Consider the following 25,494-nt stretch of genomic DNA (forward strand, 5'->3'; position numbering starts at 1 on the left):
CAGGAGACGCCCGCCCCCACCCACACCAGGTATCTACTGCCGGATCGCCGCGCGAGACTGCACGGCGAGTACTGCCAGCCCGACCGCCAGCCAGATCGCCCCCACCACCTGGGCCGTCCCCGACGCCTCCACGATCACCGCGATCGTGATCGCCGCTCCCAGCACCGGTACCAGCACGTGCCGCCACCACACCACCGGTCCGCCCCGTCGCCGTACCGCGAACCAGCCCACCACGCTCGCGTGCAGCAGCGTGAACGCGGTGAGCGCGCCGATGTCGACGACCGAGACCAGGTGGTCGAGGCCGTCGTCGCGGCGGGCCGCCCAGACCGCGGCGACCAGGGTGATGACGGCCGTAGAGAGTAGGGCGGCCCGCGGTACTCCGTCGTCGGTCTTCGACAGGGCGCGGGGCAGGCGTCGGTCGCGGGCCATCGCGAAGACCAGGCGGCCCGCCGCCGCCTGCCCGGCCAGCGCCGCGAACGCCGCGCCGATCGCCTTGCTGACGGCGACCAGGTTGTGCAGCCAGTTGCCGACCGAGACATCGACCGCGTCGTAGAACGCCGATCCTTGTTTCCCCGCGTCGGCGGCCAGCTGCGCGGATGTCGTCGGCTCCAGGAGGGCGACCAGGTACGTCTGGGCGATGAACAGCACGCCGGCCAGGGCGAGGCAGAACAACAGTGCCCTGGCGACCTTCTCGGAGCCGCCGGTGACCTCCTCCGCGAAGGTGGCCACCGCGTCGAAGCCCAGGTAGGACAGGACGGCCACCGAGACCGCGCCGATCACCGCCGACAGCGCGAACGCGCCCTGCGTGCCGTCCCCGGACAGCGGTGACAGCCAGCCCCGTTCGGCGCCGTCGCGTGCGAGGACGACGATCGCCGACACGATGAAGATGATGAGGACGATGATCTCCATCGCGAGGACGAGGAACCCGACGCGGGCCGCCGCCCGGACACCCCAGAGGTTGAGGCAGGTCGTGATGACGACCGCCAGCGCGGTCCACACCCACCGGGAGACGTCCGGGACCAGCGCGTTCATGGCGATCCCGGAGAAGAGGTAGGCGACGGCGGGGATCAGGATGTAGTCCAGCATCGCCATCCAGCCGGCGATGAACCCGGCCTCCTTGCCGAGCCCCACGCGCGCGTAGGCGAACACCGAGCCCGCCTGAGGGACGACCCGCACCATCTGCGCGTAGCTGAACGCGGTGAACGCCATCGCGACCGTGGCCACGATGTAGACCAGCGCGACGGCGCCGTGCGACTTGGCGTCCAGGGTGCCGAACACGCCGACCGGCGCCATGGGGGCGATGAACAGCAGCCCGTAGACGACGAGATCCCGGAAACCGAGACTGCGCCGCAGCTGGGGCCCGCCGTCGGCCGCAGTCGTCGTATCCGTGCCCGTGTCCGCCATCTCGTGTCTCCCGTACGTCGTGCCCGGCCCCCACCCCTCCCACTCCACCGCGAGTCTCCCCACGCCAGTCTCCCCAAGGGCGCGATCTTTGACCCGTCGGGCGCGGCCTTACGATGGGACGCATGACTGCTTCGTCTGGCCGCCGTGTCCTGCTCGCCGCCCCCCGTGGCTACTGCGCGGGCGTGGACCGCGCCGTGATCGCCGTCGAGAAAGCCCTTGAGCAGTACGGGGCTCCGATCTATGTCCGGCACGAGATCGTGCACAACAAGTACGTCGTGCAGACCCTGGAGAAGAAGGGCGCCGTCTTCGTGGAGCGGACCGAGGAGGTCCCCGAGGGGAACATCGTGATGTTCTCCGCGCACGGCGTCGCGCCCGTCGTCCACGACGAGGCCAAGCAGGGCCGCCTCGCCACCATCGACGCGACCTGCCCCCTGGTGACCAAGGTCCACAAGGAAGCCGTCCGTTTCGCGAACGAGGACTTCGACATCCTCCTCATCGGCCACGAGGGCCACGAGGAGGTCATCGGCACCTCCGGAGAGGCCCCCGACCACATCACCCTGGTCGACGGCCCGTCCGACGTCTCCAAGGTGGAGGTGCGGGATCCGTCCAGGGTCGTATGGCTGTCCCAGACCACCCTCTCGGTCGACGAGACCATGGAGACGGTCGACGCCCTGAAGGAGAAGTTCCCGCAGCTCATCTCGCCGCCCAGCGACGACATCTGCTACGCCACGCAGAACCGCCAGCTCGCCGTGAAGCAGATGGGTGAGGAGGCCGACCTGGTGATCGTGGTCGGCTCGAAGAACTCCTCCAACTCCGTACGGCTCGTCGAGGTCGCCAAGCTGGCCGGCGCCCGCGCCGCCTACCTGGTGGACTTCGCCGACGAGATCGAGGAGGCCTGGCTGGAGGGCGTGACCACGGTCGGCGTGACCTCGGGCGCCTCCGTGCCGGAGGTCCTGGTCGAACAGGTGTTGGAGTGGCTGTCCGGTCGTGGCTACGAGGACGTCGAGCTGGTCCAGGCGGCCGAGGAGTCCATCACGTTCTCGCTGCCCAAGGAACTCCGCCGTGACCTGCGCGAAGAGGCGGCCGCACTGGTCGCCGAGCGCACCGGTTCGGACCGTACGGCACCCTCCGGGCAGTGACTGTCAGTCGTTCGTCGTAGCGTGGATCCATGCAGATCTTCGGCGTGGACATCGGTGGATCCGGGATCAAGGGCGCCCCTGTGGACCTGGACAAGGGCGAATTGACGGAAGAGCGGTGCAAGGTGCTGACCCCGCACCCGGCGACACCGGACGGGGTGGCCGACGGCGTGAAGGAAGTCGTCGACCACTTCGGCTGGACGGGACCGGTCGGGCTCACGTTTCCAGGTGTGGTCACCGGCGGTGCCACGATCCGTACGGCGGCGAACGTCGACAAGAGCTGGATCGACACGGACGCGGGCGCGCTGTTCAGCGACAGGCTGGGCGGCCTCCCGGTGACGGTCGTCAACGACGCGGACGCGGCGGGCGTCGCCGAGATGCACTTCGGCGCCGGCCAGGGCCGCAAGGGCACGGTGATCCTGCTGACCTTCGGCACCGGCATCGGCAGCGCCCTCTTCGTCAACGGCATCCTCGTGCCGAACACGGAACTGGGCCACCTTGAGCTGAACGGCCACGACGCCGAGAAGAAGGCCTCCAGCAAGGCCAAGGAGGACGGCGAGCTGACCTGGGAGCACTGGGCGCACCGCGTCCAGAAGTACCTCGCCCATGTCGAGATGCTGTTCTCGCCCGAGCTCTTCATCATCGGCGGCGGAGTCAGCCGCAAGGCCGACAAGTTCCTGCACTTCATCGAGGACATCAAGGCCGAGATCGTCCCGGCACAGTTGCAGAACAACGCGGGGATCGTGGGGGCGGCGATGCACGCGGCGGGGGACGACTAGGCCTCGGCATCCCCGGGAGTCACGCGCGCGGGTGCCGCGCGCGTGACGGCGAACGGCACAGGGACTACGGCAGTCACGCGCGTCGGCGACGCCTCAGCAGCCGAACCCTGCGGACCGTCGCGATGAGCCCCGCGACGAGCGTCCCGCCGTACAGCCAACCGGCCTGGGTGGCGAGGCCGGTGAACACGCCCACCAGGCGGTTGGCGAGGCCGCCGCTGCCGTCGGCCACCGGGATGAGGCCGACGGCGAAGGCGATGGGTACGACGACCGGCGCGGTCAGCAGGTCGCCGCGCCGGATCCAGACCGCGGTGAGCACGCACACCGGCACGAACAGCACGCCGTACACGGTCAACGACGCCCCGAACAGGAACTGGTCGATACACCCGAGCACGAACATCACGGCCGCGCAGAACAGCCCGCCGCCGAGCCCGGTGAGCCGGGGGTTCGGCAGCTGACGTACCGTCTCGGCCGCCGTAGGGCTCGGGCGTCGTACGGCCGCCGGGCGGCGCTGTGCGGTGCCGCGGGCCTGCGGGTTCGTGCGGGTCGTGCGGGCGGGGCCGCCGTTCGGGCCCCGGCCCGCCTGCGGGGGAAGGGGCGGGGCCCCGCGTCTCGCGCCGGGCTGTGGGGGTCGTGTCCTGTGTTGCTCCACTGGACCAACTTAGGTCGGTTTATGTGCCGAATAGGTCCTCAGACACGCCGATGGGCAGAGCTTGGCCACGTGTTCGACGCGAAGCCGGGAGGGCGCGGCTCACGCCGTAGACTGGTGGATCGGCCCCGGGCCCCAGTCTCCGTAGCCCCAGCCGGTCTCCTCCACTGCTCTCACGCCACTCACGTACGGGAAGTCGCAACGTGTCGCTCACGATCGGAATCGTCGGTCTGCCGAATGTCGGCAAGTCGACCCTGTTCAACGCCCTGACCAAGAACGACGTGCTGGCGGCCAACTACCCGTTCGCCACGATCGAGCCGAACGTCGGTGTGGTCGGCGTCCCCGACGCGCGCCTGACGAAACTGGCCGAGATCTTCTCCTCGCAGAAGATCCTTCCGGCGACCGTCGACTTCGTCGACATCGCGGGCATCGTGAAGGGCGCGTCGGAGGGCGAGGGCCTGGGCAACAAGTTCCTTGCGAACATCCGTGAGTCCGACGCGATCTGCCAGGTCATCCGTGCCTTCAAGGACGAGAACGTCGTCCACGTCGACGGCAAGGTCTCGCCCAAGGACGACATCGAGACGATCAACACCGAGCTGATCCTTGCCGACCTGCAGACCATCGAGAAGGTCCTGCCGCGCCTCCAGCGGGAGTCGCGCATCAAGAAGGACATCGGCCCGAAGGTCGCTGCGGTCGAGGCGGCGCAGGAGATCCTGGAGAAGGGCGACACCCTCTTCTCGCAGGGCATCGTCCAGGGTTCCGGCAAGGAGGAACTCCTCCACGACCTGCACCTGTTGACGACCAAGCCCTTCCTCTACGTCTTCAACGTCGACGAGGACGAACTGGTCGACGAGGACTTCAAGACCGAGCAGCGCGCCCTGGTCGCCCCCGCCGAGGCGATCTTCCTCAACGCCAAGCTGGAGGCGGACCTCGCCGAGCTCGACGAGGAGGAGGCGATGGAGCTCCTGGAGTCGGTCGGCGTCGAGGAGCCCGGCATGACGACCCTGGCCCGCGTCGGTTTCGACACCCTCGGCCTGCAGACCTACCTCACGGCAGGCCCCAAGGAATCCCGCGCCTGGACCATCAAGAAGGGCGCCACCGCCCCCGAGGCCGCCGGCGTCATCCACACCGACTTCCAGAAGGGCTTCATCAAGGCGGAGGTCATCTCTTTCGCCGACCTGGTGGAGACGGGCTCGGTCGCGGAGGCGCGGGCCAAGGGGAAGGCTCGTATGGAGGGCAAGGACTATGTGATGCAGGACGGGGATGTGGTGGAGTTCCGGTTCAACGTGTAGCGGGTGGCCTATCGCCACGTCGCTGAGCTGGCAAACATGCAGCTCAGATAGGGTCCGGCTCTTCGGAGTCGGGCCCTATGACATGTTCGACCCGAAGGTCGGCCGTCGGCAGGTCCTGGTACTCGGAGGTGTGACGCTGGGCGTCGGTGTCCAACCGGCCGCGTTTCCCGGGCAGTTGGCCGTGCAGGTCAAGCACGCGGGCACGGATCTGTCGGCCGGGACCCAGGTGGCCATCGGCTACTACCCCCGGCTGTACTCACCGCTGCCGGAGGCCGTCGCCACCGTGGGCGACCGTCGGCTGCGCGTCAGGAGCGCCGTCACCACCGACCCCAAGACCGCGGCCACCGCCTGCACGGTCACTTTGACCGAGGCCCTGCCCGCCGGCAGTGACCCGGTGGTCGTCGTGGGGACCGCGTTCCCCGTGCTCTACCCGTACGACCTGGTCGCCGGGCCCGCCCATGCCACCGCGGCCGTGCACCACAAGAACGTGCGCCCGACCGACCGGCGGAGCCTCCAGCCCGGACGTCCGCACACCTTCGGCGGAGTCGCCACGCCGTGAGGTCCGGAGATCAGCGGTGTGTGGAACCGCTTCGAATGGACGAACGGCAAGCGGTGGTACTACTGCCCGGCGCGGATCACGCTGAGCAGCGTCGGACCGGGCGCCGCTCCCGCGGCCGCGTGCTACGCCGTCTCGCTGGACCCGCAGGACGTCTCCGCCACCAGGTGTCCGCCAGCCCCTTGACCTCCTTCACCGGCTCGACCTCGGCCTGGAGGTGAGGACCCGGAAGCCGACGGGTGACCTGCCGACCGTCAAGCACCTCACCGTAGGGTTGATCGACATGGGCAACCACATCACCCAGCGGCAGACCGGCCTCACCTCGATGTCGCGGAGAGATGCACAGTGGACATAGTCCCCGGTTACGTCTTCATCCTGCCGGCGGTGATCGTCGTGGGATGGATCCTGTCGTGGTGGGGCACCCGGCGGGTCCGGTGGTTCCTGCTGTCCGGCGCGGCCGCCGTCTCCGTGCTCTGTGTCGTCATCGGCTGGGCCGCGCTGGGGCCGCGGGCGGACCCGGGGACCGTCACCTGCTCGTCCAGTTGGGCGTGCACGGACCCGGGTTCGCTCTATGTGGTCGCGACCGGGCTGCTCGGTTTCGGATGCTGTGCGGTGCTGGTGATCCTCGCGCTCGTGGGCGAGGCGATTCTGGTCTGGAGGGGACGCCGGGTCTCCAACTGACGGTCCGGCGGTGATCACCGTCGGCGGGGCGCCCCCCGCGCCCCGCCCCGAGACCGACCACTTTCCGAAGCCGCTCGGCGGCCGCTCAACGGCCTCCCAGCAGCCGCTCAAAAGCCGTGCCGCGCTCCACCATCCACCGAAACCATCACCCCGGTGACATACGACGCCGCCGGCGACAGCAAGAACGCCCCCGCCCGTCCGAACTCCTCCGGCGTCCCGTACCGCCCCAGCGGAATCGCCGACTCGTTGCCGGCCCGCCTCGCGTCGGGGTCGGGGGCGAGGCCGTCCAGTTCGCGCATGCGGTCCGTGGCGATTCGGCCGGGGAGGAGGCCGAGCACGCGGATGCCGCGGGGGCCCAGTTCGTCGGCCAGGGACTTGGCGAAACCGGCCAGGCCGGGGCGGAGGCCGTTGGAGATGGCCATTCCCGGGGCCGGTTCGTGGGCGGTGCCCGACAGGACGAAGCCGATCACGCCCCCGGCACCCAGCTCCGCCGCCGCCGCTCGGGCCAGTCGTACCGCGCCCAGGAACACCGACTCGAAGGCGGCCTGCCACTGTTCGTCGGTGGTGGCCGCCGTTTCGCCCGCGGGCGGGCCGCCCACGCTGATCAGGATGCCGTCGAAGGCGCCGTACAACTCCCTTGCGGTGGCGATCAGTTGACGGGGTGCCCGCGGGTCGGAGTTGTCGACGGCGACTCCGGCCGCGTTCGGGCCCAGCTCGGCCGCCGACTCGGCGGCGCGCTTCTCGTCGCGGCCGGTGATGACCACCTTGGCGCCGTCGGCGACCAGTTCGCGGGCGACGGCGTAGCCCAGCCCGCGGGTGCCGCCGGTGACGACGTACACCTTGTTCTTCAGTCCGAGATCCATGAGTCCGGTCCCGCCTAGAGGTTGAGGGTCGTGGTGATGGCCGCGTCCACCTGTGCCGCCAGCTTGGTGTCGTCCTCCTCCGTCCACGCCCACGCGACGTGTCCGTCGGGGCGGATCAGGGCGGCGCGTACGTCCGCCCAGGCCGGCCGGGTCTGGTCGGGTGCGCCGGCGTGCACCGTCACCCGCTGCTGGGCGCGGTCGGCCAGCGCGTCGTCCTCCGTGAGGTCGAGCAGGACGTACGAGTCCGCCCGCAGCGCGCCGAACAGCGTGCTGTCCGTGTCGGTGAGGGGGAGGGCGGGGGCGCGGGTGCCGGTCACCGGGTGGGCCGTCGGGTCGGTGCTCGGGTAGGCGACGTCGAGCGCGGTCAGCCGGCCGGCCAGTACGTCGCTGAACTCCCGTGACTCGGGGACCATCCGGCTCAGCAGGTCACGCAGGGCCATCCCCTCGGGCGTGAAGGCGTGGAACAGGTAGGTCTGCGCGCGGCTGTGCTCCATCAGCTGCTCGCCGACCGGGTAGCGGTCGGAGTGGTAGCTGTCGAGGAGCCCGTCCGAGGCCCAGCCGTCGATCGTCGCGGCCAGCTTCCAGCCGAGGTTGAAGGCGTCCTGGAAACCGACGTTCATGCCGACGCCCCCGGTGGGGTAGTGCTGGTGCGCGGCGTCGCCCGCCAACACGACGCGGCCACGCCGGTAGTGGGAGGCGAGGCGGGTGGCGTTGCCGTAGCGGGAGAGCCAGGACGGGTCGCGCATGCCGAAGTCCTCGCCGGCGATGTCGATCACCTTCTGCCGCAGTTCGTCCATCGTGAAGTCGCCGGGCCACTCGGTGGTCGCGCTGTCCGGGCTGGTGCCCGCGATGCGCCAGCGGTTGTCGGGCAGCGGCACGATCATCAGGCCGCCGCGCTCGGTGAAGCGGTTGAAGCCGGGCGCCGGCGGGTTGTCGAAGAGGACGTCACCGAGCCAGCCGAGGTAGCGCGAGTCCGTGCCGGGGAACTCGATCCCGGCGACGTCGCGCACGGTGCTCCGCGTGCCGTCGCAGCCCGCGATGTACTCCGTCTCGATCTCGTACGGCCCCTTTGGCCCCTCGACCCGGACGGTCACCGAGTCCGCGTGCTCGGTGAAACCCGTGACGCGGTGCCCGCGCCGGATGTCCGCGCCGAGCCCGCGGGCGTGCTCCTCGAAGAGCGCTTCGGTACGGGCCTGGGGGATGAACAGGGTGTACGGGAACGGGGTGTCCATGACCGAGAAGTCGAGCCGGTTGGACAGGTTGGCGAAGTGGCCGGTGGAGATCTTCAGGCTCTCGTCGAGGAAGCGCTGGTGGATCCCGCGCGAGGCCAGCACCTCGACGCCGCGCGGGTGCACGGTGAGCGCCTTGGAGCGGTCGTCGATCTCGGTGCGGAGTTCCAGGACGGTGACGGAGATGTTGTTGAGTCGGAGTTCGGCGGCGAGCCAGAGGCCGACGGGGCCGCCTCCGGAGATGACGACCTGCGCCGTTTCCGTCCGCGCCGTTTCCGCCTGCGCTGTGTTCACCCGCGCTGTGTTCACCTGCTGTGCACCCACGAGATCCCCATTCCTTGGTCGCTGACCTAGAGTCTTGAGGTGAAGTAAACTAGGTCGGTGACCAACAAGCAACAGAGCGACCGACTGGATCCGGCCGCGGTGATCCGCGCGGGGCTGGACCTCCTGGACGAGAAGGGCCTGGACGCGGTGTCCACGCGCGCGGTCGCCGACCGGCTCGGCGTGCGGATCAACACCGTGCAGTGGCATGTGAAGACCAAGGCCCGGATGCTGGAGCTGATGGCGGACGCCGTGATCGGCGAGATCCCGCTGACCGGCCTGCCGGAGGTCCCCGCCGAACGGGCCCGCGAACTGGCCGGCCGGTTCCGCCGCGCCCTGCTGTCCCACCGCGACGGCGCGGCACTCGTGGTCGGCACCTACGCCGCCGAGCCCATGACCCTGTCCTTCGCGGAGAGCCTGGTCGAGGCGCTGCTGGCATGCGGCCTGGGCGATCGCGAGGCCGCGTGGACCTCATGGGCGGTCGTCTACTTCGCCCTCGGTCTCACCCAGGAGGAACAGGCCGTGGATCACCGCCCGTTGGGTGACGTCCTGGCCCGTGCGATCTCCGAGGCGACCCATCCCGCGCTGCACCGGGTGGCCGGGCATCTGGCGCCGGCGTCGTTCGAGGAGCGGTTCGAGTTCGGGGTGGCCGCGTTGCTCGCCGGGCGGCGGTGAGGGGAAGGGCCCGCGGGCTCGCGTACGGGTCTGTCACGTCGTCAGCGGAGAGCCTTCAGCGCGCTCTCGGCCCCGGCCAGAACCGTACGCGCCTGGTGTTCCACTTGATGGTCGACCGGTACCCAGCGCACCCGCAGCGCCTCTTCCGTATCCGTGCACCACGCGGTGAAGAGTTCGTCCAACTTGCGGTACAGCGCCGGGGCGGCCCTGTCGTCCGATGCCCGCAGGAGTCGTAGCAACAGGCCTGCCGCGCGGATCGGTTGGCGGCGGGCCACGATGTTCAGGGCCGCGATCTGAGCCGTCGTCAGACGCCTCGGGTCGTCGTCGGCCGACGCGGCGGCGGCCTGACGGGCCAGCGGTGCCCAGGAGTTGGCGACCATGTCGTAGAGGCCGTCGGCCATCCACTCCACCACCCGTCTGAGCGAGTCGTGTTGGGTCGCCGGCAGGAAGGTACGTGCCTTTTCGAGTACGGCGGTCACCTGGCGTCCGCCGTCCAGGACCAGGTCGGCCAGGTCGCGGAGGGTGTGTTCGGCTTCCGGGTGCGGGGTCGGGTCCTCGGCCAAGTCGCTTGCCCACATGGGGACTTCGACGATCGCGGTGACACCGCCGTAGCGCAGGGGCGCGCACCAGGTGGACGCGCCGATGTTCTCCGAGCCGGCCGCCAGGCGCGCGGTGCTGTCCGGCGGGGGCAGGACGTAGACCGCGGGGCTGGGGTTCTCCCAGTACAGGGCGTCGTACGTGCCGTGTTGGAGGGGGATGCCGAGTTCGGCGGCGGATGCGCGGAAGGGCGCGGCCAGTTCGGGGAGGTCGCGGGTCAACTGGACCCAGCTGCCGCCCACATCGGTGCTGTGCAGCGAGCACTGGAGGAATGGTCGTAGGTCGTCGATGACCTCGAACAGTGCCCGGCTCTCCGGGAGTTGGCGCGAAATGATCGGTGCCCATTCCGGTTGCTCCGCGGCCATCGGGCGGTAGGTGGTGCGGTAGTAGTGCCGGAGGGTGGGGGTGGGGGTGCGGGTGGGCGTGGCTGTGGCTTCCGGGGTTCCGGCCTCGCTCACCGCTGCGCCGTCCGGGTCGAGGCACAGGACGATGTCCCAGGTGACGAGGGTGAGGTCGGTCGCCGCGGACAGGCGGTCGCCGCGGGCGAGTTGCTCCGCGAGCACGAGCGCGGTCGCGCCGCCGACCGGCTCGTCGGGGTGCGGGCCGGCGACCACGAGGACGTGATGCGGTCCGTGTCCCACGGACAGCATCAGGATCGGGCGGCCCGCGCGGGACCTCCCGATCCGGCGCAGCCGGCAGGTCCCGGGATACCGGGAGACCAGCCGCCGCGCCGATGCGGTGACCTGGGTGACCGTGGGATAGCGGTCCGTCATGCGTGCCGTCATGCGGTCCATCATGACCAACGAAGGGGGCGGTTCGATGATCGGAGAATTCTTCGAAACATTCGATCGAAAACATTCGACTTATGAGTCTTGATCCTTTGTTGTGTCCGGGGAATTTCTGCGGTGAATCGTTCAATGTGGCGTCTGAGCTGGGTAATTCGTCAAGGTGTCGAGCGCTGATCGGCTACGAATATTTCGTATTCGGAACCGAAACTATTGACAGTTGGCAGGGTCATACCAACACTGACGCGGCATGGACACCACACCCGCACGCACGTCGAACCGCTTAAGGCTGTCCGTCAGCGGCGCCTGCGCCCTGCTGCTGGCCCTGCTGGCGATGATGACCCTGCCCGGCACGGCCGGGGCCGCCACGGTCATCACCACGAACCAGACCGGCACCAACAACGGCTACTACTACTCGTTCTGGACCGACTCCCAGGGGTCGGTCTCCATGAACCTCGGCTCCGGCGGCAACTACAGCACCACGTGGAGCAACACCGGCAACTTCGTCGCGGGCAAGGGCTGGAGCAACGGCAGCCGTCGGAGCGTGACGTACTCGGGGAGCTTCAACCCGTCCGGCAACGGCTATCTCGCGCTGTACGGCTGGACGTCGAACCCGCTCGTCGAGTACTACATCGTCGACAACTGGGGCACCTACCGGCCCACGGGCACGTACAAGGGCACCGTCACCAGTGACGGCGGGACGTACGACATCTACAGGACGACGCGGTACAACGCCCCCTCCGTGGAAGGCACGAAGACCTTCGACCAGTACTGGAGCGTCCGGCAGTCGAAGCGCACCGGCGGCACCATCACCACCGGCAACCACTTCGACGCCTGGGCCCGTGCCGGGATGCCGCTGGGCAGCTTCAGCTACTACATGATCCTCGCGACCGAGGGCTACCAGAGCAGCGGCAACTCCAACATCACGGTGAGTTGACCACCTTCCAACTCCCCAGACTGGAGGGACCACTTCACATGAAACCCAGCGCGTTACGATCCCTGGTCGCCACGCCGGCCGTCATCGCCCTGGCCGCCGCGGGCACCCTCGCCGCCGGCGTGAACACCCCGGCGCAGGCTGCCACTTGCGGGGGTTACGTCGGGCTCACCTTCGACGACGGGCCGTCCGGCAACACGCCCGCCCTGCTCAACTCGCTGAAGCAGAACGGTCTTCGGGCCACGACGTTCAACGAGGGCCAGTACGCCGCCGCTTACCCGGCGCAGGTCAAGGCCGAGGTCGCCGCCGGTATGTGGGTCGGCAACCACAGCTACACCCACCCGCACCTCACCCAGCAGACCCAGGCGACGATCGACTCGGAGATCTCCCGGACCCAGCAGGCCATCGCGGCCGCGGGCGGCGGCACACCCAAGCTGTTCCGGCCGCCGTACGGCGAGACCAACGCGACGGTGAAGGCCGTGGAGGCCAAGTACGGTCTGAAAGAGATCATTTGGGACGTCGACTCGCAGGACTGGAACGGCGCGAGCACCGACGCGATCGTCCAGGCGGCGGCCCGGCTCACCAATGGCCAGATCATCCTCATGCACGACTGGCCGGCCAACACGGTCGCGGCGATTCCGCGGATCGCGCAGGGGTTGGCGGCACGCAATCTGTGCGCCGGGATGATCTCGCCGCAGACGGGACGTGCGGTCGCCCCTGGATAGCGGCTGCCGCGCTGCGCCTACCACCTGCCGGACCCCTCCGACCAGGGCATTGACCTGTGCTTTCAGGTTGTGTTCAGGCTCGGAGGGGTCTTGGGCAACTCATGCACCGAAAGCCCCAAAGCTCTGGCAAAGGGGTCTGGGGCAACCGCCGTTCGCCATGTCATCGTGCCTGCCATGACGACGGATCACCTCACTCACGACCGGCCTTCGCGCCGCATCCGGCACGCGGCGAGCAAGGTGCCGGAGGTGACCGTCTACTTCTGGGTCATCAAGGTGCTGACAACCGGTATGGGGGAGACGGCCTCCGACTTCCTGGCCCACGCGTTCGGCCCGATCCCCGCCGTCGGCCTCGGCGGCATCGCCCTGGTGGCCGCCCTGGCCGTGCAGTTCGCCGTCCGGCGGTACGTGGCCTGGATCTACTGGACGGCGATCGTCATGGTCAGCGTGTTCGGCACGATGGCCGCCGACGTCCTGCACGTCGGCCTCGGTGTGCCGTACGCGCTCTCGACGCCGTTCTTCATGGTCGTCCTGGCCGCCGTCTTCGCTCTCTGGTACCGCAGCGAGGGCACCCTGTCGATCCACAGCATCCACACCCGGCGCCGCGAGGTCTTCTACTGGGCCACCGTGCTCGCCACGTTCGCGCTGGGCACGGCCTGCGGGGACCTCACCGCCACGATCGGCCTGGGCTATCTGGGCTCCGCCTTCCTGTACGGCGCCGCGATCGCGGTTCCGGCCCTCGCGCACCGGTGGGGCGGGCTGAACGCGGTGGCCGCGTTCTGGGCGGCGTACGTCATCACCCGCCCGCTCGGCGCCTCCGTCGCCGACTGGATGGCCGTCGGCCACCAACGGGGCGGGCTCGACTGGGGACTTGGCCCGGTCACGCTGTCCTGGACGGTGGCCATTCTGGGCTTCGTCGGCTACCTCGCCGCCTCCCGCAAGGACATCCGGCACGACGCCCCGGCGTGAGAGCACGACGCCCTGCCGTGTGAGTCCGGGGCGCGCCTCGTTCTCGTCCGGCGGGCAGGCCGACCACGAGCCGTGCCCCCGGGGCGTGTGCGGAGCCGTACGTCACCTCGCCGCCCGCGGAGCGGGCCGGACGGCGCGCCGGCGGCAGGCCGGGACCCGCACCACCGTGACCGTCGCCGGGATCCGCACGCGGGCCGGGCGGGTCAACTTGCCTGTGGTGGGCGGCTGTTCCTGCGGATGTCGGCCGGCGTGGATCCGGACGTCGGCGTCGAGGAACGCGTCGTTCGCGCTCTCCAGGACACGCAGCGTCGTATCCCGGGTGTCGACGGTGGCGGCGCGGGTGCGCGGCTCGTCGTCCGCCTGGTGCTGGAGGCGGTGCCGGGCCACGGAGTCGAACGCCACGGTGAGGACCGGCATCAGCGCCGCGGCGGTCAGAAGTGCGACGAGGGAGAGCTGGCCCGCAGGGGCTGGGGGCCGGGCGACGGACCCCGTTCACGACAGCCGGTGGCCGACTCCACGGGCCGTGCCGACCGTCCGGGCGCTGCCCGCCTGCCGGAGCTTGCGGCGCAGCCGGGTCAGGTACTGGTCGAGGGTGTTGTCGTGGACCTGGGCCCCTTCGGGCCAGCCCGCGCGGATCAGTTCGCGGCGGGCGACGATGCCGCCGGAGGCCGCCATGAGCGCGGCCAGGAGGCGGAACTCGGTCGGTGTCAGGTCGACCCGGGTGTCCCGGACGTCGAGCGTGTGCCGGACGGCGTCCAGGACCAGGTCTCCCGCTGTGGCGGCGGGCGGTGGCGCCGCCCGTCTGAGGGCCGCCCGCAGGCGGGCCGCGAGTTCGGCGAGGTGGAACGGCTTGGACAGGTAGTCGTCGCCCCCGGCGGAGAACCCGGACAGCCGGTCGGGCAACCGGTGATGCGCGCCGAGGAAGATGACCGGGGAGCGGAACCCGTTCGCCCGCATCGCCTGGCACACGTCCCGCCCGTCGGCGTCGGGCAGCCCGATGTCGAGCACGACGGCGGAGACGCCGGCGGTGGCCAGGCGCAGGGCGGTCGCGCCGTCCGGTGCCGGGACGGTGTCGTAGTCCTCGTCCCGCAGCCCGCGCATCAGCACGTCCCGCAGGGCGTGATCGTCCTCGACGACCAGGATGGTCCGGCGCATGGTCCTCCCCGACTCCGCCGACTTGCTCTGACTACAATCCTGTAGACGGTCTACGGAACTGTAGACGATGCCGGTGCGGGGGTGCGCCGTACGGCAGTCAGGATGTGTTCAGGTGTCCGCTGGCACGGTCGGGCCGCATGACATACGAACCCTCCGAGACCGCCGAGATCTCCGGGACCCCTGAGACCGCTGAGACCGCCGTGCCCGGTGCTGCTCGGCCGCGCTGGAACAAGGTGCCGGAAGTCACCGCCTACTTCTGGACCATCAAGGTGCTGTGCACGACGGTCGGCGAGACCGCGGCGGACCTGCTGAACGAGAAGGCCGGCTTGGGCCTGACCGGCGTGTCGGTGCTGATGAGCGGGCTGCTGGCGGTGGTGCTGGCGGTCCAGTTCCGTACGCGGGCCTACCGCGCCGGCGTCTACTGGCTCGCCGTGGCGCTGATCAGCGTCGTGGGAACGCTCATCAGCGACAACCTGACCGACAACATGGGCGTGCCGCTGGAGACGAGCACCGCGGTGTTCGCCGTCGCCCTCGTGGTCGTGTTCGTGGTCTGGCACCGGCGTGCGGGGACGCTGTCCATCCACAGCATCGACACCACCGGCCGCGAGGCCTACTACTGGCTCGCCGTGCTGTTCACCTTCGCGCTGGGCACCGCCGCCGGTGACCTGGTCTCCGAGCGCATGAACCTCGGCTACTGGCCGGCCGCGGTCTTGTTCGGCCTGGCCATCGGGGCGGTCGCGGTCGCGCACTTCGCCCTCGGCCTGGACGCCGTGTGGAGCTTCTGGATCGCGTACGTCCTCACCCGCCCGCTGGGCGCCTCGATCGGCGACTACCTTTCCCAGTCGACCGGAGACGGCGGCCTCGGCTTCGGCACCGTCGTCACGAGCGTGCTGTTCCTGGCGGTCATCCTCGGACTGGTGGTGTACCTCGGGGTGACCCGCAGGGACGTCATCGACCGGGGACGCGCCGCGCGGCAGGCGGCCTGACCGGCGGAGGGGGAATCGCCCCGTGTCACTCCCGCCCGGCGGCCGGGTTGAGGGCCGCGGTGATCGCCGGGGTCACCGGGTGTCCGGCGAGGACGTGGCGGACGGGGTCGAGGGGGACAGGGCGTTCGTAGTAGTCCTCGAAGTGGGCCCGGACCGTCTCCGGAGAGCGGTGGGTGAGGAGCCGGAAGAGGTGGCCGGCGCCGTCCGGGTCCGGGTTGCCGGCCGGGAAGTCGATGGCCGAACCGGTGCGCCACGCGGTGTCGCCGGTCTCGCGCCACAGGCAGGCGGTGACGCGGGAGACGCCCATGTACGCGTCGACGAACGCGGGGTCGTCCAGCAACGGGCGCAGTGTGACAGGCACTTCGTCGACGACACCGGGCCAGACCTGCTCGTCCTCCGTCCCGTACGGACTCATCGCCGACTCGTGGTCGAAGCCGCGGATGAGCACTCCGGCCGGGGTGAAGAGGACGGAGAAGTCGTCCCCCGAGCCGTTGTCCATCAGGGCCGCCTCCTGGTCCGGGCCCCAGTCGGCGTCGAAGGTGTGGTCCACGAACTGCGGATCGTCGCCGATCGTCGCGTCCAGGAAGGCCAACGCGCGCAGGTGGACGCGGAGTTCGGCGGGGGCGGGGAGGAGTGCGGCGACCTCGTGCACGGTGCTCATGACCTCATGAAAGCAGCCGCCACTGACAACCCGGCCCGCGCTGCGCGGCAGCGGCTTCGGCACGCACGTCACGCGCCGTCGAGCAGCGAGGCGAGCCCTCGGTCCAGGGACGGTTCCAGGGCTTCGCGGCCCGGCTCGGTGACCCGGTACGTGCGGCGCAGGAAGTGGTGCAGGGCGACCGAGTCGAAGCGGATCATCGCGATGCCCTCGGGCGAGTGGAACTCAACGGCCGTGTGGGCGGGGCCGTATGGCCTGATGTGCACGTTGCCCATCCCGGCGGGGGTGTCGAGACCCTCCTCCAGGAGTGCCCGCGCGAAGGTCCAGGTCACCTTCTTGCCGTCGAGCGATATCCAGGCGGGGAACAGGAGTTGGACGGCGAAGGGGTCGCCGGAGGAGTACCGCAGGGTGACCGTGACGGCCAACTCCTGGTCGTCGTCGGCGATCAGGCGGGCGCTGGTGGGCTGTTCCAGGGTGAGGTGGCGCATGGGCGGTCTCCGATTCGGGTGCGGCGGGCGGCGGCCGGTTGTGTCGACGCACCTCCTTGATCACCTGGAGGGGCCCTTGATTACGCCGTTTCGTACGGGAGTTATGTGACCTGCATCACCTTGTGGAACGACTGCAACTTTAATTGAAAGTTTTGCCATCTAGGGTACAAACCCTTCCCCGCCCCACTGGCAACTGGAGCGTTGCTGCCATGAACGACGGTCCCACCGCCGCGTACGCCCGGATCTACGAGGAGCAGCAGCCGCGCCTCGTCGCCTACGCCCGCTCGCTCACCCGGAACACCTGGGTCGCCGAAGACCTCGTCGCCGAGGCGCACTTCAGGGTGTGGCGCAGGCTGTCCGCCGGGCACGAGATCGACAACGTACCGGCGTACCTCATGACCACGGTGAAGCACCTCGCCACGGCCGCGGGGAGCGCCGCCCGCGAGACGCCGCGCGATCCGCAGGTCGACGAGCGGACCGACGCGGACCATGTGCACGTCCACGCCCAAGGGGGCGATCCCGCCGAGCAGGTGTCCTCAACGGACTTGCTGGTGCGGGTACTTGAGCAGTTGCCCGAGCGGTGGGTGAAGGCGCTGTGGCTGGCCGAGGCGGAGGGGCTGCCGCTGGCCGCGATCGGTCCCCAACTCGGCACCAAGCAGGGCGCGACGGCCGTACTGCTGCACCGCGCGCGGGAAGGCATGCGGCAGGCGTTCCTGCGCGCCCAGACCGGCGCCCCGGACGATCCCGCGTGCCAGGTGCACTGGGCCCGGATGCCCGCGTACGTGCGCGGCGCCGCCACCGAGCGGCAGTCGGAACGGATCCTCGGTCACGTCGACGCGTGCGACGACTGCCGCGCCCGCCTCGCCGCCCTGATGCGCGCCAACGACCGGCTGCCCGCGCTCGTGGCACCGGCCCTGCTCGTGTTCGTGCTCGGCGGCGCGGGCAAGTTCCTGCTCGCGTTCGGTGCGGGTTCCGCGGGTGCGGCAGCCGTCACGGCGGGTGGCGGTCATGGTGCCGGGTTCCTGCACGGCGTACGACATGCGGCAGTCGGCGCGTCCAAGACCCAGATGGCGGCCGCCGTCGGTACGGCCGTGGCGGGCGCCGTCGCGGTGTGCGTCCTCCTCGGCGGCGGCGACGCCACCGAAGTCCCCGTCGCCAAGGGCCCGGTGACCGAAGTCCCGGTCTCCCAGGCACCGGTGGCGTCCGAGCCGCGCACGGCGAAGCCCTCGAAGACACCGGGCGACCGCGGTGGTCCCACGGCGCCTGTGGCGGACGGGGCGATAAGTGCCGTGCCGCCGGCCGTTCTTGGCGACACCGGGGGCGGGTCGACGGTGACGCCGGTGGGGGATGGTGGCGCAACTCCTGTTCCTACGGCTCCTGTTGAGCCGCCGCCAGTGACGACTGAGCCGACTCCGGATCCGACTCCGGATCCCACCCAACCTCCGACCGAGACGCCGACGCCGACTCCAACTCCTGTTCCACCGGTGACCACGAAGCCGGAGCCGACGCCGACGGAACCGACGAAGCCGGACCCGAAGCCGACGGAACCGGCTCCCACGCCGCCCAAGAGCGAGGACCCGACGCCGGAGCCGAGTGCTCCCGTCAAGGAGACCCCGGATCCTGTCACCCCGGAGCCCACGACCCCGTCCGAACCGTCCTCGCCGTCCGAACCGTCCTCACCGTCCGAACCGTCATCACCCGCACCCACCCCCACAACCACACCTGAACCCACGGCCGTTGAGACCCCGGGCGGCAGCGACCAGCCCTGTGATCGGGAGGTCAAGGGCGATCAGTCGATCGCATAGGGGCCACCAGCCGGCACGCCTCCGCGTACGCCCGCACCAGTGGCCGTACGCCGTCCTCCCGTCGCCAGGCAAGGGCGTAACGGCTCGGTGAAATGCCGTGCACCGGGCGGGTGACGACACCGCCGAGGGTGATCAGATGGGCGTTGCCCGTGGCCACCAGGCAGATACCGAGACCGGCGACGAGCGCCTCGTACGTCTCCTCCGTGCTCGCGATCTCCGCCCCGATGCGCGGTAGTCGGCCGCCGCGTTCGTCGAGGGCGAGCCAGTGGTCGCGCAACGGGCCGGCGTCGGGCGGCAGGGCGAGGAACGGCTCGTCGACGAGGTCCGCGAAGTCGACCTCCGCGCGGGCGGCCAGCGGATGGGTGTCCGGGAGCGCGACCAGGCGGGGTTCCTCGGCGACCACCGTCCAGCCGTAGCGCTCCGCGTCGGGCAACGGCAGCCAGACGAACGCCACATCCGCGTCGCCGTCTGCGAGCCCCGCCGTCGGATCGTCCCAACTCACCTGCCGCAGCCGTACGTTCGCCTCCGGACGCGCGGCCGTGAAGCGCGAGCGGATCGCGGGCAGCAGGCCACCCCGGCCGGGGCTGGTGCTCATGCCGACCACCAGGGTGCTGCGTTCGGCCGCGCCCACCTCCGCCAGCGCCGCCGCACCTTCCGCCCAGACCGCCAACACCCGCTGGGCGTACGGCAGTAGGGCCGCACCGGCGGCCGTGAGCGCCACGCCCTGTCGGTCACGCCGGAACAGCTCGGCGCCCAACTGCCGCTCCAGCGCCCGGATCTGCTTGCTCAGCGCGGGCTGCGAGACGTACAGCTTCTCGGCCGCGCGCGTGAAGTGCAGCTCCTCGGCGACGGCGACGAAGTAGCGCAGGTCCCGTACGTGGACGTCCGTCGTCATAGCCATTGGTTATCAGCGTAGGTCTTGGACGGGCGATCGGGGGCGGGCGCAGGCTGGTCGGCAGTTGGACAACAGAGATCCGGGATCTCAAGGGGAGACGTCATGAACAAGGTGTGGCTGGTCACCGGCGCGAGCAGCGGTTTCGGGCGGGCGATCGTCGAGGCCGCGCTCGCCGCCGGTGACGTAGTCGTCGGTGCGGCGCGGCGGACCGAGGGGCTGGACGATCTCGTCGCCGCGCGGCCCGACCAGATGGAGGCCCTGCGCCTGGACGTCACCGACACGGGGGCTGCCGAGGCCGCCGTACGGGACGTGGTGGCGCGGCACGGGCGGATCGACGTACTCGTCAACAACGCGGGGCGCGCGCATGTCGGTGCCTTCGAGGAGACCACCGACCGGGAGTTGCGAGAGCTGTTCGACCTGCATGTCTTCGGTCCGGCGGCCCTCACGCGCGCGGTGCTGCCGTTCATGCGGGAGCGGCACTCCGGGGCGATCGTGCAGATGAGCAGCATGGGCGGGCAGATGTCCTTCGCGGGCGTATCGGCGTACAGCGGAACGAAGTTCGCCCTGGAAGGGCTGTCCGAGGGGCTCGTGGACGAGGTCGCCGAGTTCGGCATCAAGGTGCTGATCGTCGAACCGGGCGCCTTCCGCACGTCCTTCTTCGACAGCGGCCGGGCGAGGACCAGTACCGACAGCGGCGTGTACGGCAACGTGAGCGCGACCCGCGATGCCGCCGCCGACAGCCACGGCGCCCAGCCCGGCGACCCCGCGAAGGCGGCAGCCCTCATCCTGGCCGCGCTGGACGCCGAGGAGACCCCGCTCCGCCTGCCGCTGGGTGACGACGCGGTCGACGCCGTGCTCGAGCATCTGGAGCAGGTGCGCGGCGACATCGCGGCCTGGGAGAAGCGGACGCGGGCGACGGGGTTCGACGCCTGACGGAGGGCCGGAACCCTTGGCCTGACTGCTCTCGTCCCCGTTGTCAGTGGCGCGTGCCACGATTGTGCGCACAGGGAGACCAATGGGGAGCGGGGGGTGACATGGAGGGCGAGTCGCCGCGGGTCGGCCGACGGGTCAGGGAGCTGTGCGTACAGGGCACACGGCTCTACGACGTGGCGCGCGCCCTGCGTGCCGACCACACCCGCGCCCTCGACACCGTCCGCTCCGCACTGGAGCCGCTGCGGGCCGAACTCGTCGCCCAGGAGCTGGAGTCCATCCCCGTAGCGAGGCTGAAGGACGTCACCGAGGGGCGGCTGCGGCTCGGGGCCGTGGAGGCGGCGGGGCTCACCTCCGTGCGCGCGGTGCACGAGGCGAGCCGGTACGAGCTGCGGCAACTGCCCGGCGTAGGACAGCAGACCGCCGACCGGGCACTCGCGGCCGCCCGGCAGATCGCGCGGGCCGTCGCCGAGACCGTCTCCGTGCGCATCGACGTCGACCACCCCGAACCCCGCACCACCGCCCTGGTCATCGCGCTGCAACGGCTCGTCGAGGCCGGACCCGAGCTGCGCCGCGCCCTGGACGCCGCGACCCGGCTCGACGAACGGCTCGGCGCGCTGCTGCCCGTGGCCCGGCCCGCCAGCAGCAGGCTGTTGCTGGCACTCGCCGGTCGGCGCAGGCGGGACGGTGCGCTCGCCGCGGTCACCGAACTGCACGAACTGGTCGCCGACCCGTCCGCCAAGGACGTACGGCTGCTGATCGCGCAGGCCTCCACCGACCTGTTGCGCCCGCCGGTCTCCGACATCGAGGCGTGGGTCGACTTCGAGCTGCGGTCCGCCGAGTACTACAGCCAGCTCGCCGCGGTCGACGGGCAGCAGCCGGACCTCGCGGCGAGCGAGGGCTTCCTGCCGGCGGAGCTGGCCGAGCGGGTGCACGCCCAGCCGCTGGACGACACGCATCGCCGGGTCTCGCTGCGCGGATACCAGTCCTTCGGCGCCCGGTTCGCCCTTGCGCAACGCCGGGTCGTCCTCGGGGATGAGATGGGGCTCGGCAAGACCGTCCAGGCCATCGCCGCGCTGGCCCATCTCGCGGCCGAGGGGCACAGTCACTTCCTGGTGGTCTGCCCGGCCAGCGTGCTGATCAACTGGACCCGCGAGATCAGCGCCCGCAGCACCCTGCGCGCACTGCCCGTGCACGGCCCGGACCGACAGGACGCCTACGGGGAGTGGAGCGAGCGGGGCGGGGTCGCGATCACGACCTTCGACACGCTGCACACCCTGCCCGCGCCGGTCGACAAGTCACCGAAGGGCAGGAGGACGAGGACCGAGGCGCCCGCCGGTCCCACCCCGGGCATGTTCGTCGTCGACGAAGCCCACTACGTGAAGAACCCGGACACCCGCCGTGCCAAATCCGTCGCCCTGTGGACCGAGCGCTGCGACCGCGTCCTCTTCCTCACCGGCACGCCGATGGAGAACCACGTCGAGGAGTTCCGCACCCTCGTCCGCCACCTGCGCCCCGAACTCCTGCCGACCGTCCGCAACGGCACCGCGGCGGCCGGACCGCACGCCTTCCGCAAGTCCGTCGCCCCCGCCTATCTCCGCCGCAACCAGGAGGACGTGCTCACCGAACTGCCCGCACTCGTCCAGGTCGACGAGTGGGTGGAGCTCGGCGTCGCCGACCGCGAGGCGTACGACCGCGCGGTCGGCGACGGCAACTTCATGGCGATGCGCCGGGCCGCCTACGCCGACACCGAGAAGTCCGCGAAGTTGCAGCGCCTGCGGGAGCTGGTCACCGAGGCGGCGGACAACGGGGTGAAGGTGGTGGTCTTCTCGTACTTCCGGGACGTGCTCGCCGCGGTGGAACAGGCCCTGGAGAAGGGGGTGTTCGGGCCCATCTCCGGAAGCGTCCCGCCCGCCCGCCGACAGCAACTGGTCGACGACTTCACCCAGGCCCCCGGCCACGCCGTGCTGCTCTCACAGATCGAGGCGGGCGGGGTCGGCCTCAACCTCCAGGCCGCCTCCCTGGTCATCCTCTGCGAACCCCAGGTCAAGCCCACGGTGGAGCACCAGGCCGTGGCCCGCGTCCACCGCATGGGCCAGATACGCACGGTCCAGGTGCACCGCATGCTCGCCACCGACAGCGTGGACGACCGGCTCCTGACCATCCTCAAGAACAAGGACCGCCTCTTCGACGCCTTCGCCCGGCGCAGCGCCCTCGCGGACGCCACCCCGGACGCGATCGACATATCCGACGCCTCGCTGGCCCGCCGCATCGTGGAGGAGGAGCAGCGGAGGCTGGCGACGGGGACCGCCAACTGACCGTGCCCTCAGGGGTGTTCGGCCGGTGGTTAGGCCGTCACGAGCGCACGTCGAGTTCGGCGAGAGCGGCACCCTTGCCGCCGCTCCGTACGGTGACGCGGACGTACCGGGCGGGCGTCCCGTCGGGCGTGTGCCAGGTGCGGCGATCCGCCGAGACCTCGACCGTGTAAGCCCCCGGCTTCTTCGTCCACGTGGGCCGCACCGTCCCGACGCGCACCGTCCGCCCCAGGTCGACCGTGAGGGTGGCGCTGTCGGTGGCCGGGGACCAGGTGGTCGCGGGGCTGCCGTCGACCGCCGCCTCCGGGTAGAGGCCGGACTCCGAGGAGGTCGCCGTCGCGGGCCGGCAGCGGGCCAGGTCGGTGGTGGGGGTGAGATCGGGGCGCCGGGTCTTGAGCGTGACCGTGCCGGAGAGGGTGCGGCGCCCCTCGGGGGTGTCCAGCGTGAACGGCGCCCCGGACCGCAGCCGTACCGTCGTCGTCCTCGCCCCGATCGCGATGTCGTACGTACGGCCGCGCCAGCTGAGCCCCGACAGGCGTACGCCGTCGGCGAGTTGGGGCGGCAGGCTCGGGTCGAGGTGGAGGGCGTCGGGGCGCAGGCGCAGGCCGGTGAGGCCGTGGGTGAAGACCTGGAGGAAGCCGCCCTTGCCGGTGAGGAAGTCCTGGGCGGGGGAGCCCGCGAGGGGGTCGGACGCGCCCGCCTTGTCGCCGCGCGACTCGGAGAAGAGGGCGAACGGGCCGCGCGCGAACGGCTGGTAGGCCCGCCGCAGGAAGGTGTACGCGGCACAGCCCGGCTCGCCGATCGCCGCCGCGTCGATCGCGTGGACGGCGTCGGTCATGGCGGGGCCGTCCGGGTCGGTGCGCTGGGCGTAGTAGTCGAGGGTGGCGGCACCGGCACCCGACGGCATCGGCCACTCCAGCGGGTAGATCAGCAGCACGGTGTCGGCCTGCTTGATCCGGGAGCCGCCGTAGCCGTCGTACTGGAGGAAGATCTTGCGCTTCGGGTCGTAGGGGATGCGCAGCCGGTTCGCGATGGTGAGCCAGTCGGCGGGGGCTTCGGTGCCCAGGGTGCGGGCCGCGTCGGTGGCGGCGCGCAGGGCCGTGGCGGCGACGGCGTTGGTGTAGACGCCGTCGTTGACGCCGTTGCTGTACTCGTCGGGTCCGGCGACCTCCTTGATCGAGTACGAGCCGTCGGAGTTCTTCGTGACCCGCGAAGTCCAGTACTGGGCAAGGCCGTTGAGGAGGGGCCAGCCTTGGGTGCGGAGCCAGCTGCGGTCGCCGGTGGCGAGGTAGTACTGCCAGGCGGCCAGTGCGATGTCACCCTGGAGGTGGTTCTGGGTGACGCAGTGCGGCGGCTGCCAGCTCTGGCACTCGTTCCACAGCTTCCCGTGACTCGCGCTCGTCCACGGGAAGAACAGGCCCTTCACCCCGGTCTTCGCGGCGTTCTCGGCGGCGGCCGAGCGGGTGCGGTAGCGGTATTCGAGAACCGGGCGGGCGAGGTCGGGGTGGGTCGCGAGCAGCGCGGGGAACATCCAGGTCTCGGCGTCCCAGAAGACCATGCCCGCGTAGTTGTCGCTGGTCAGACTTGCGGGCGCGATGCTGTTCCGGGCGCCGGGGCGCAGCGCGGACAGTAGCCCGTACTGGGCGGAACGGGCCCAGAGTTGCAGATCCGGATGGCCCGGCACCTCGATGTCGGACGACCACAGCGCCCGCCACGCGGCGGTGTGCGCGGCGAGCAGCGCGTCCCACCCGCGCCCCGCGGCCCACCCGGCGGCGTCCTGCGCGGCGGAACGCGGGTCGCGGGAGGTGAGGGCGGTGTCGACGCCGACGTACTTGGTGACGGTGTAGCTGTGACCGGAACGGACGGGGAGGACGGCTGCCTGACTGGCACTCAACTCTCCCTGCCTATCGACCTGTTGGACGTGTCCGGGTGCCTCCAGGACGGACGCCACGGCCCCGTCGACATGCGTACCGTCCGTGCGGAACGCGACGCCGATGGTGCGGTCGCCGACCGGGCCGCCGTCCGTCTGTGTGACGCGCCGTGCGCCACGGCCGTCGAGGCGGTCGGTGAGGGTGAGTTCGCCGTCCCAGTGCGGGGTCACGCGCAGGCGTACGGCGCCGGTGTGCGGGGCGTCGCGGGCGGCGAGGACGTCGTAGACCAGGTCGGTGCGGCGGCCGTCCTTCGTGGTCCAGGTGAGGGACGTGCGGACGTAGCCGCAGCGGAGGTCGAGCGTCTGGCGGTAGTGGCTGACCCGGCCGGTGCCGGCGCCGCCGTAGGTCTCCGTGCCCGCCGTGACGTCGAGGCCGGTCCAGTTCGGGAGCGCGGCGAGGGCCTCGCGGCCGGCGGTGTTCGCGGGGCCCCGGGCGTAGAGGCCGGAGACGAACGCGCCGTCGTAGCGCGGGGTGTAGAGCGGCCAGCCGGTCTTCTCACCGGACGCGGCGTAGCCGGCACCGGAGGGCGGTACGCGGGTGCCGAGATAGCCGTTGCCGACGTAGGGGTGGTACGTGTCGGCCGGGTCGATGCGGGTGGCCGAGGGCGCCCAGCCGCGCGCGCCGCAGTCGGCACGGGGATGGGGGCGGGGTGCGGCGGACGCCGGGGTAAGGGGAAGGGGGAGGAGCAGGGCGGCGGCGAGGAGCGGGAGCAGCAGGCGGGTGGGTTTGGGCACCGTTCGAC

General features: G+C 70.8%; 24 protein-coding genes. 13 read left to right on the forward strand and 11 right to left on the reverse strand.

Going from position 1 to position 25,494, the window contains the following annotated elements; translation table 11 throughout:
* Positions 1-33: 33 nt before the first annotated feature.
* Entirely contained in the window at positions 34-1,404 is a 1,371-nt protein-coding gene (locus tag OG588_RS32295; protein ID WP_405953265.1) for an APC family permease, read from the reverse strand.
* Positions 1,405-1,517: 113 nt separating this feature from the next.
* On the opposite strand from OG588_RS32295, the gene OG588_RS32300 reads away from it, so the two are divergent.
* Together OG588_RS32300 and ppgK are read left to right on the forward strand one after the other, a co-directional pair.
* Positions 1,518-2,543, forward strand: coding sequence for a 4-hydroxy-3-methylbut-2-enyl diphosphate reductase (locus OG588_RS32300; RefSeq protein WP_405950328.1), 1,026 nt, complete (start codon positions 1,518-1,520; stop codon positions 2,541-2,543).
* A gap of 29 nt (positions 2,544-2,572) precedes the next feature.
* Entirely contained in the window at positions 2,573-3,319 is a 747-nt protein-coding gene (gene ppgK, locus OG588_RS32305) for a polyphosphate--glucose phosphotransferase (protein WP_405950329.1), read from the forward strand.
* A 73-nt stretch (positions 3,320-3,392) separates the two neighbouring features.
* Here the strand turns inward: ppgK and OG588_RS32310 are convergent, their stop codons facing one another.
* Positions 3,393-3,968, reverse strand: a complete 576-nt coding sequence (locus OG588_RS32310) for a DUF6542 domain-containing protein (RefSeq protein ID WP_405950330.1) — start codon at positions 3,966-3,968, stop codon at positions 3,393-3,395.
* Positions 3,969-4,168: 200 nt separating this feature from the next.
* Here OG588_RS32310 and ychF point away from each other — a divergent pair, with 200 nt between their 5' ends.
* The 3 genes from ychF (at position 4,169) to OG588_RS32325 (ending at position 6,494) form a co-directional block, all read left to right on the forward strand.
* Positions 4,169-5,257, forward strand: coding sequence for a redox-regulated ATPase YchF (gene ychF, locus OG588_RS32315; RefSeq protein WP_405950331.1), 1,089 nt, complete (start codon positions 4,169-4,171; stop codon positions 5,255-5,257).
* A gap of 82 nt (positions 5,258-5,339) precedes the next feature.
* The gene (locus tag OG588_RS32320; protein ID WP_405950332.1) at positions 5,340-5,816 is read left to right on the forward strand and encodes a hypothetical protein; all 477 of its coding nucleotides are present in this window, start codon (positions 5,340-5,342) and stop codon (positions 5,814-5,816) included.
* A gap of 342 nt (positions 5,817-6,158) precedes the next feature.
* Positions 6,159-6,494 carry a hypothetical protein gene (locus OG588_RS32325; RefSeq protein ID WP_405950333.1) on the forward strand — a complete coding sequence of 112 codons (336 nt, stop codon included), beginning with the start codon at positions 6,159-6,161 and terminating at the stop codon, positions 6,492-6,494.
* Between the two features lie 107 nt (positions 6,495-6,601).
* Here OG588_RS32325 and OG588_RS32330 read toward each other — a convergent pair whose 3' ends face one another.
* Positions 6,602-7,357 (reverse strand): SDR family NAD(P)-dependent oxidoreductase, encoded by a 756-nt coding sequence (locus OG588_RS32330; RefSeq protein ID WP_405950334.1) that lies wholly within the window; start codon positions 7,355-7,357, stop codon positions 6,602-6,604.
* 14 nt (positions 7,358-7,371) lie between these two features.
* The gene (locus tag OG588_RS32335) at positions 7,372-8,880 is read right to left on the reverse strand and encodes an FAD-dependent monooxygenase (RefSeq protein ID WP_405950335.1); all 1,509 of its coding nucleotides are present in this window, start codon (positions 8,878-8,880) and stop codon (positions 7,372-7,374) included.
* Between the two features lie 87 nt (positions 8,881-8,967).
* Here OG588_RS32335 and OG588_RS32340 point away from each other — a divergent pair, with 87 nt between their 5' ends.
* The gene (locus OG588_RS32340; RefSeq protein WP_405950336.1) at positions 8,968-9,582 is read left to right on the forward strand and encodes a TetR/AcrR family transcriptional regulator C-terminal domain-containing protein; all 615 of its coding nucleotides are present in this window, start codon (positions 8,968-8,970) and stop codon (positions 9,580-9,582) included.
* Between the two features lie 41 nt (positions 9,583-9,623).
* Here OG588_RS32340 and OG588_RS32345 read toward each other — a convergent pair whose 3' ends face one another.
* A complete protein-coding gene (locus OG588_RS32345; protein WP_405950337.1) occupies positions 9,624-10,964 on the reverse strand; it encodes a M14 family zinc carboxypeptidase in 1,341 nt (446 codons plus the stop codon).
* 250 nt (positions 10,965-11,214) lie between these two features.
* Between OG588_RS32345 and OG588_RS32350 the strand changes: the two genes are divergently transcribed.
* From OG588_RS32350 to OG588_RS32360, 3 genes are all read left to right on the forward strand, one after another.
* Complete coding sequence (locus tag OG588_RS32350; RefSeq protein WP_405950338.1) at positions 11,215-11,901, forward strand: glycoside hydrolase family 11 protein; 687 nt, start codon at positions 11,215-11,217, stop codon at positions 11,899-11,901.
* Positions 11,902-11,939: 38 nt separating this feature from the next.
* The gene (locus OG588_RS32355) at positions 11,940-12,623 is read left to right on the forward strand and encodes a polysaccharide deacetylase family protein (protein WP_405950339.1); all 684 of its coding nucleotides are present in this window, start codon (positions 11,940-11,942) and stop codon (positions 12,621-12,623) included.
* Positions 12,624-12,797: 174 nt separating this feature from the next.
* On the forward strand, positions 12,798-13,589 hold the full coding sequence (locus OG588_RS32360; RefSeq protein WP_405950340.1) for a hypothetical protein: 792 nt from the start codon (positions 12,798-12,800) through the stop codon (positions 13,587-13,589).
* Positions 13,590-13,691: 102 nt separating this feature from the next.
* On the opposite strand, the gene OG588_RS32365 is transcribed toward OG588_RS32360, so the two are convergent.
* Together OG588_RS32365 and OG588_RS32370 are read right to left on the reverse strand one after the other, a co-directional pair.
* Complete coding sequence (locus OG588_RS32365; protein WP_405950341.1) at positions 13,692-14,006, reverse strand: hypothetical protein; 315 nt, start codon at positions 14,004-14,006, stop codon at positions 13,692-13,694.
* 75 nt (positions 14,007-14,081) lie between these two features.
* Positions 14,082-14,744 (reverse strand): response regulator transcription factor, encoded by a 663-nt coding sequence (locus tag OG588_RS32370; protein ID WP_405950342.1) that lies wholly within the window; start codon positions 14,742-14,744, stop codon positions 14,082-14,084.
* Between the two features lie 137 nt (positions 14,745-14,881).
* Here OG588_RS32370 and OG588_RS32375 point away from each other — a divergent pair, with 137 nt between their 5' ends.
* The gene (locus OG588_RS32375; protein ID WP_405950343.1) at positions 14,882-15,730 is read left to right on the forward strand and encodes a hypothetical protein; all 849 of its coding nucleotides are present in this window, start codon (positions 14,882-14,884) and stop codon (positions 15,728-15,730) included.
* 25 nt (positions 15,731-15,755) lie between these two features.
* Here OG588_RS32375 and OG588_RS32380 read toward each other — a convergent pair whose 3' ends face one another.
* Together OG588_RS32380 and OG588_RS32385 are read right to left on the reverse strand one after the other, a co-directional pair.
* Complete coding sequence (locus OG588_RS32380; protein ID WP_405950344.1) at positions 15,756-16,391, reverse strand: hypothetical protein; 636 nt, start codon at positions 16,389-16,391, stop codon at positions 15,756-15,758.
* 68 nt (positions 16,392-16,459) lie between these two features.
* On the reverse strand, positions 16,460-16,876 hold the full coding sequence (locus tag OG588_RS32385) for an SsgA family sporulation/cell division regulator (RefSeq protein WP_266861737.1): 417 nt from the start codon (positions 16,874-16,876) through the stop codon (positions 16,460-16,462).
* A gap of 209 nt (positions 16,877-17,085) precedes the next feature.
* Between OG588_RS32385 and OG588_RS32390 the strand changes: the two genes are divergently transcribed.
* The gene (locus tag OG588_RS32390) at positions 17,086-18,681 is read left to right on the forward strand and encodes a sigma-70 family RNA polymerase sigma factor (protein WP_405950345.1); all 1,596 of its coding nucleotides are present in this window, start codon (positions 17,086-17,088) and stop codon (positions 18,679-18,681) included.
* On the opposite strand, the gene OG588_RS32395 is transcribed toward OG588_RS32390, so the two are convergent.
* Positions 18,656-19,582 (reverse strand): LysR family transcriptional regulator, encoded by a 927-nt coding sequence (locus tag OG588_RS32395; protein WP_405950346.1) that lies wholly within the window; start codon positions 19,580-19,582, stop codon positions 18,656-18,658. The two genes, OG588_RS32390 and OG588_RS32395, sit on opposite strands and share 26 nt — an antisense overlap.
* A gap of 96 nt (positions 19,583-19,678) precedes the next feature.
* Between OG588_RS32395 and OG588_RS32400 the strand changes: the two genes are divergently transcribed.
* Positions 19,679-20,509 (forward strand): oxidoreductase, encoded by an 831-nt coding sequence (locus OG588_RS32400; RefSeq protein ID WP_405950347.1) that lies wholly within the window; start codon positions 19,679-19,681, stop codon positions 20,507-20,509.
* Between the two features lie 101 nt (positions 20,510-20,610).
* Positions 20,611-22,824, forward strand: coding sequence for a DEAD/DEAH box helicase (locus tag OG588_RS32405; protein ID WP_405950348.1), 2,214 nt, complete (start codon positions 20,611-20,613; stop codon positions 22,822-22,824).
* Between the two features lie 37 nt (positions 22,825-22,861).
* Here the strand turns inward: OG588_RS32405 and OG588_RS32410 are convergent, their stop codons facing one another.
* Complete coding sequence (locus OG588_RS32410) at positions 22,862-25,486, reverse strand: discoidin domain-containing protein (RefSeq protein WP_405950349.1); 2,625 nt, start codon at positions 25,484-25,486, stop codon at positions 22,862-22,864.
* Positions 25,487-25,494 lie beyond the last annotated feature (8 nt).

This window comes from Streptomyces prunicolor (assembly GCF_045162825.1).
In the GTDB taxonomy this organism is placed as follows: domain Bacteria; phylum Actinomycetota; class Actinomycetes; order Streptomycetales; family Streptomycetaceae; genus Streptomyces; species Streptomyces prunicolor.

What these genes read in the sequence shown, in the direction of transcription:
- OG588_RS32295 (WP_405953265.1), bottom strand. Translation starts at nt 1,404, where the DNA reads ATGGCGGACACGGGCACGGATACGACGACTGCGGCCGACGGCGGGCCC.
- OG588_RS32300 (WP_405950328.1), top strand. Translation starts at nt 1,518, where the DNA reads ATGGGACGCATGACTGCTTCGTCTGGCCGCCGTGTCCTGCTCGCCGCC.
- ppgK (WP_405950329.1), top strand. Translation starts at nt 2,573, where the DNA reads ATGCAGATCTTCGGCGTGGACATCGGTGGATCCGGGATCAAGGGCGCC.
- OG588_RS32320 (WP_405950332.1), top strand. Translation starts at nt 5,340, where the DNA reads ATGTTCGACCCGAAGGTCGGCCGTCGGCAGGTCCTGGTACTCGGAGGT.
- OG588_RS32330 (WP_405950334.1), bottom strand. Translation starts at nt 7,357, where the DNA reads ATGGATCTCGGACTGAAGAACAAGGTGTACGTCGTCACCGGCGGCACC.
- OG588_RS32345 (WP_405950337.1), bottom strand. Translation starts at nt 10,964, where the DNA reads ATGACGGCACGCATGACGGACCGCTATCCCACGGTCACCCAGGTCACC.
- OG588_RS32350 (WP_405950338.1), top strand. Translation starts at nt 11,215, where the DNA reads ATGGACACCACACCCGCACGCACGTCGAACCGCTTAAGGCTGTCCGTC.
- OG588_RS32355 (WP_405950339.1), top strand. Translation starts at nt 11,940, where the DNA reads ATGAAACCCAGCGCGTTACGATCCCTGGTCGCCACGCCGGCCGTCATC.
- OG588_RS32360 (WP_405950340.1), top strand. Translation starts at nt 12,798, where the DNA reads ATGACGACGGATCACCTCACTCACGACCGGCCTTCGCGCCGCATCCGG.
- OG588_RS32365 (WP_405950341.1), bottom strand. Translation starts at nt 14,006, where the DNA reads ATGCCGGTCCTCACCGTGGCGTTCGACTCCGTGGCCCGGCACCGCCTC.
- OG588_RS32370 (WP_405950342.1), bottom strand. Translation starts at nt 14,744, where the DNA reads ATGCGCCGGACCATCCTGGTCGTCGAGGACGATCACGCCCTGCGGGAC.
- OG588_RS32375 (WP_405950343.1), top strand. Translation starts at nt 14,882, where the DNA reads ATGACATACGAACCCTCCGAGACCGCCGAGATCTCCGGGACCCCTGAG.
- OG588_RS32380 (WP_405950344.1), bottom strand. Translation starts at nt 16,391, where the DNA reads ATGAGCACCGTGCACGAGGTCGCCGCACTCCTCCCCGCCCCCGCCGAA.
- OG588_RS32385 (WP_266861737.1), bottom strand. Translation starts at nt 16,876, where the DNA reads ATGCGCCACCTCACCCTGGAACAGCCCACCAGCGCCCGCCTGATCGCC.
- OG588_RS32390 (WP_405950345.1), top strand. Translation starts at nt 17,086, where the DNA reads ATGAACGACGGTCCCACCGCCGCGTACGCCCGGATCTACGAGGAGCAG.
- OG588_RS32395 (WP_405950346.1), bottom strand. Translation starts at nt 19,582, where the DNA reads ATGGCTATGACGACGGACGTCCACGTACGGGACCTGCGCTACTTCGTC.
- OG588_RS32400 (WP_405950347.1), top strand. Translation starts at nt 19,679, where the DNA reads ATGAACAAGGTGTGGCTGGTCACCGGCGCGAGCAGCGGTTTCGGGCGG.
- OG588_RS32405 (WP_405950348.1), top strand. Translation starts at nt 20,611, where the DNA reads ATGGAGGGCGAGTCGCCGCGGGTCGGCCGACGGGTCAGGGAGCTGTGC.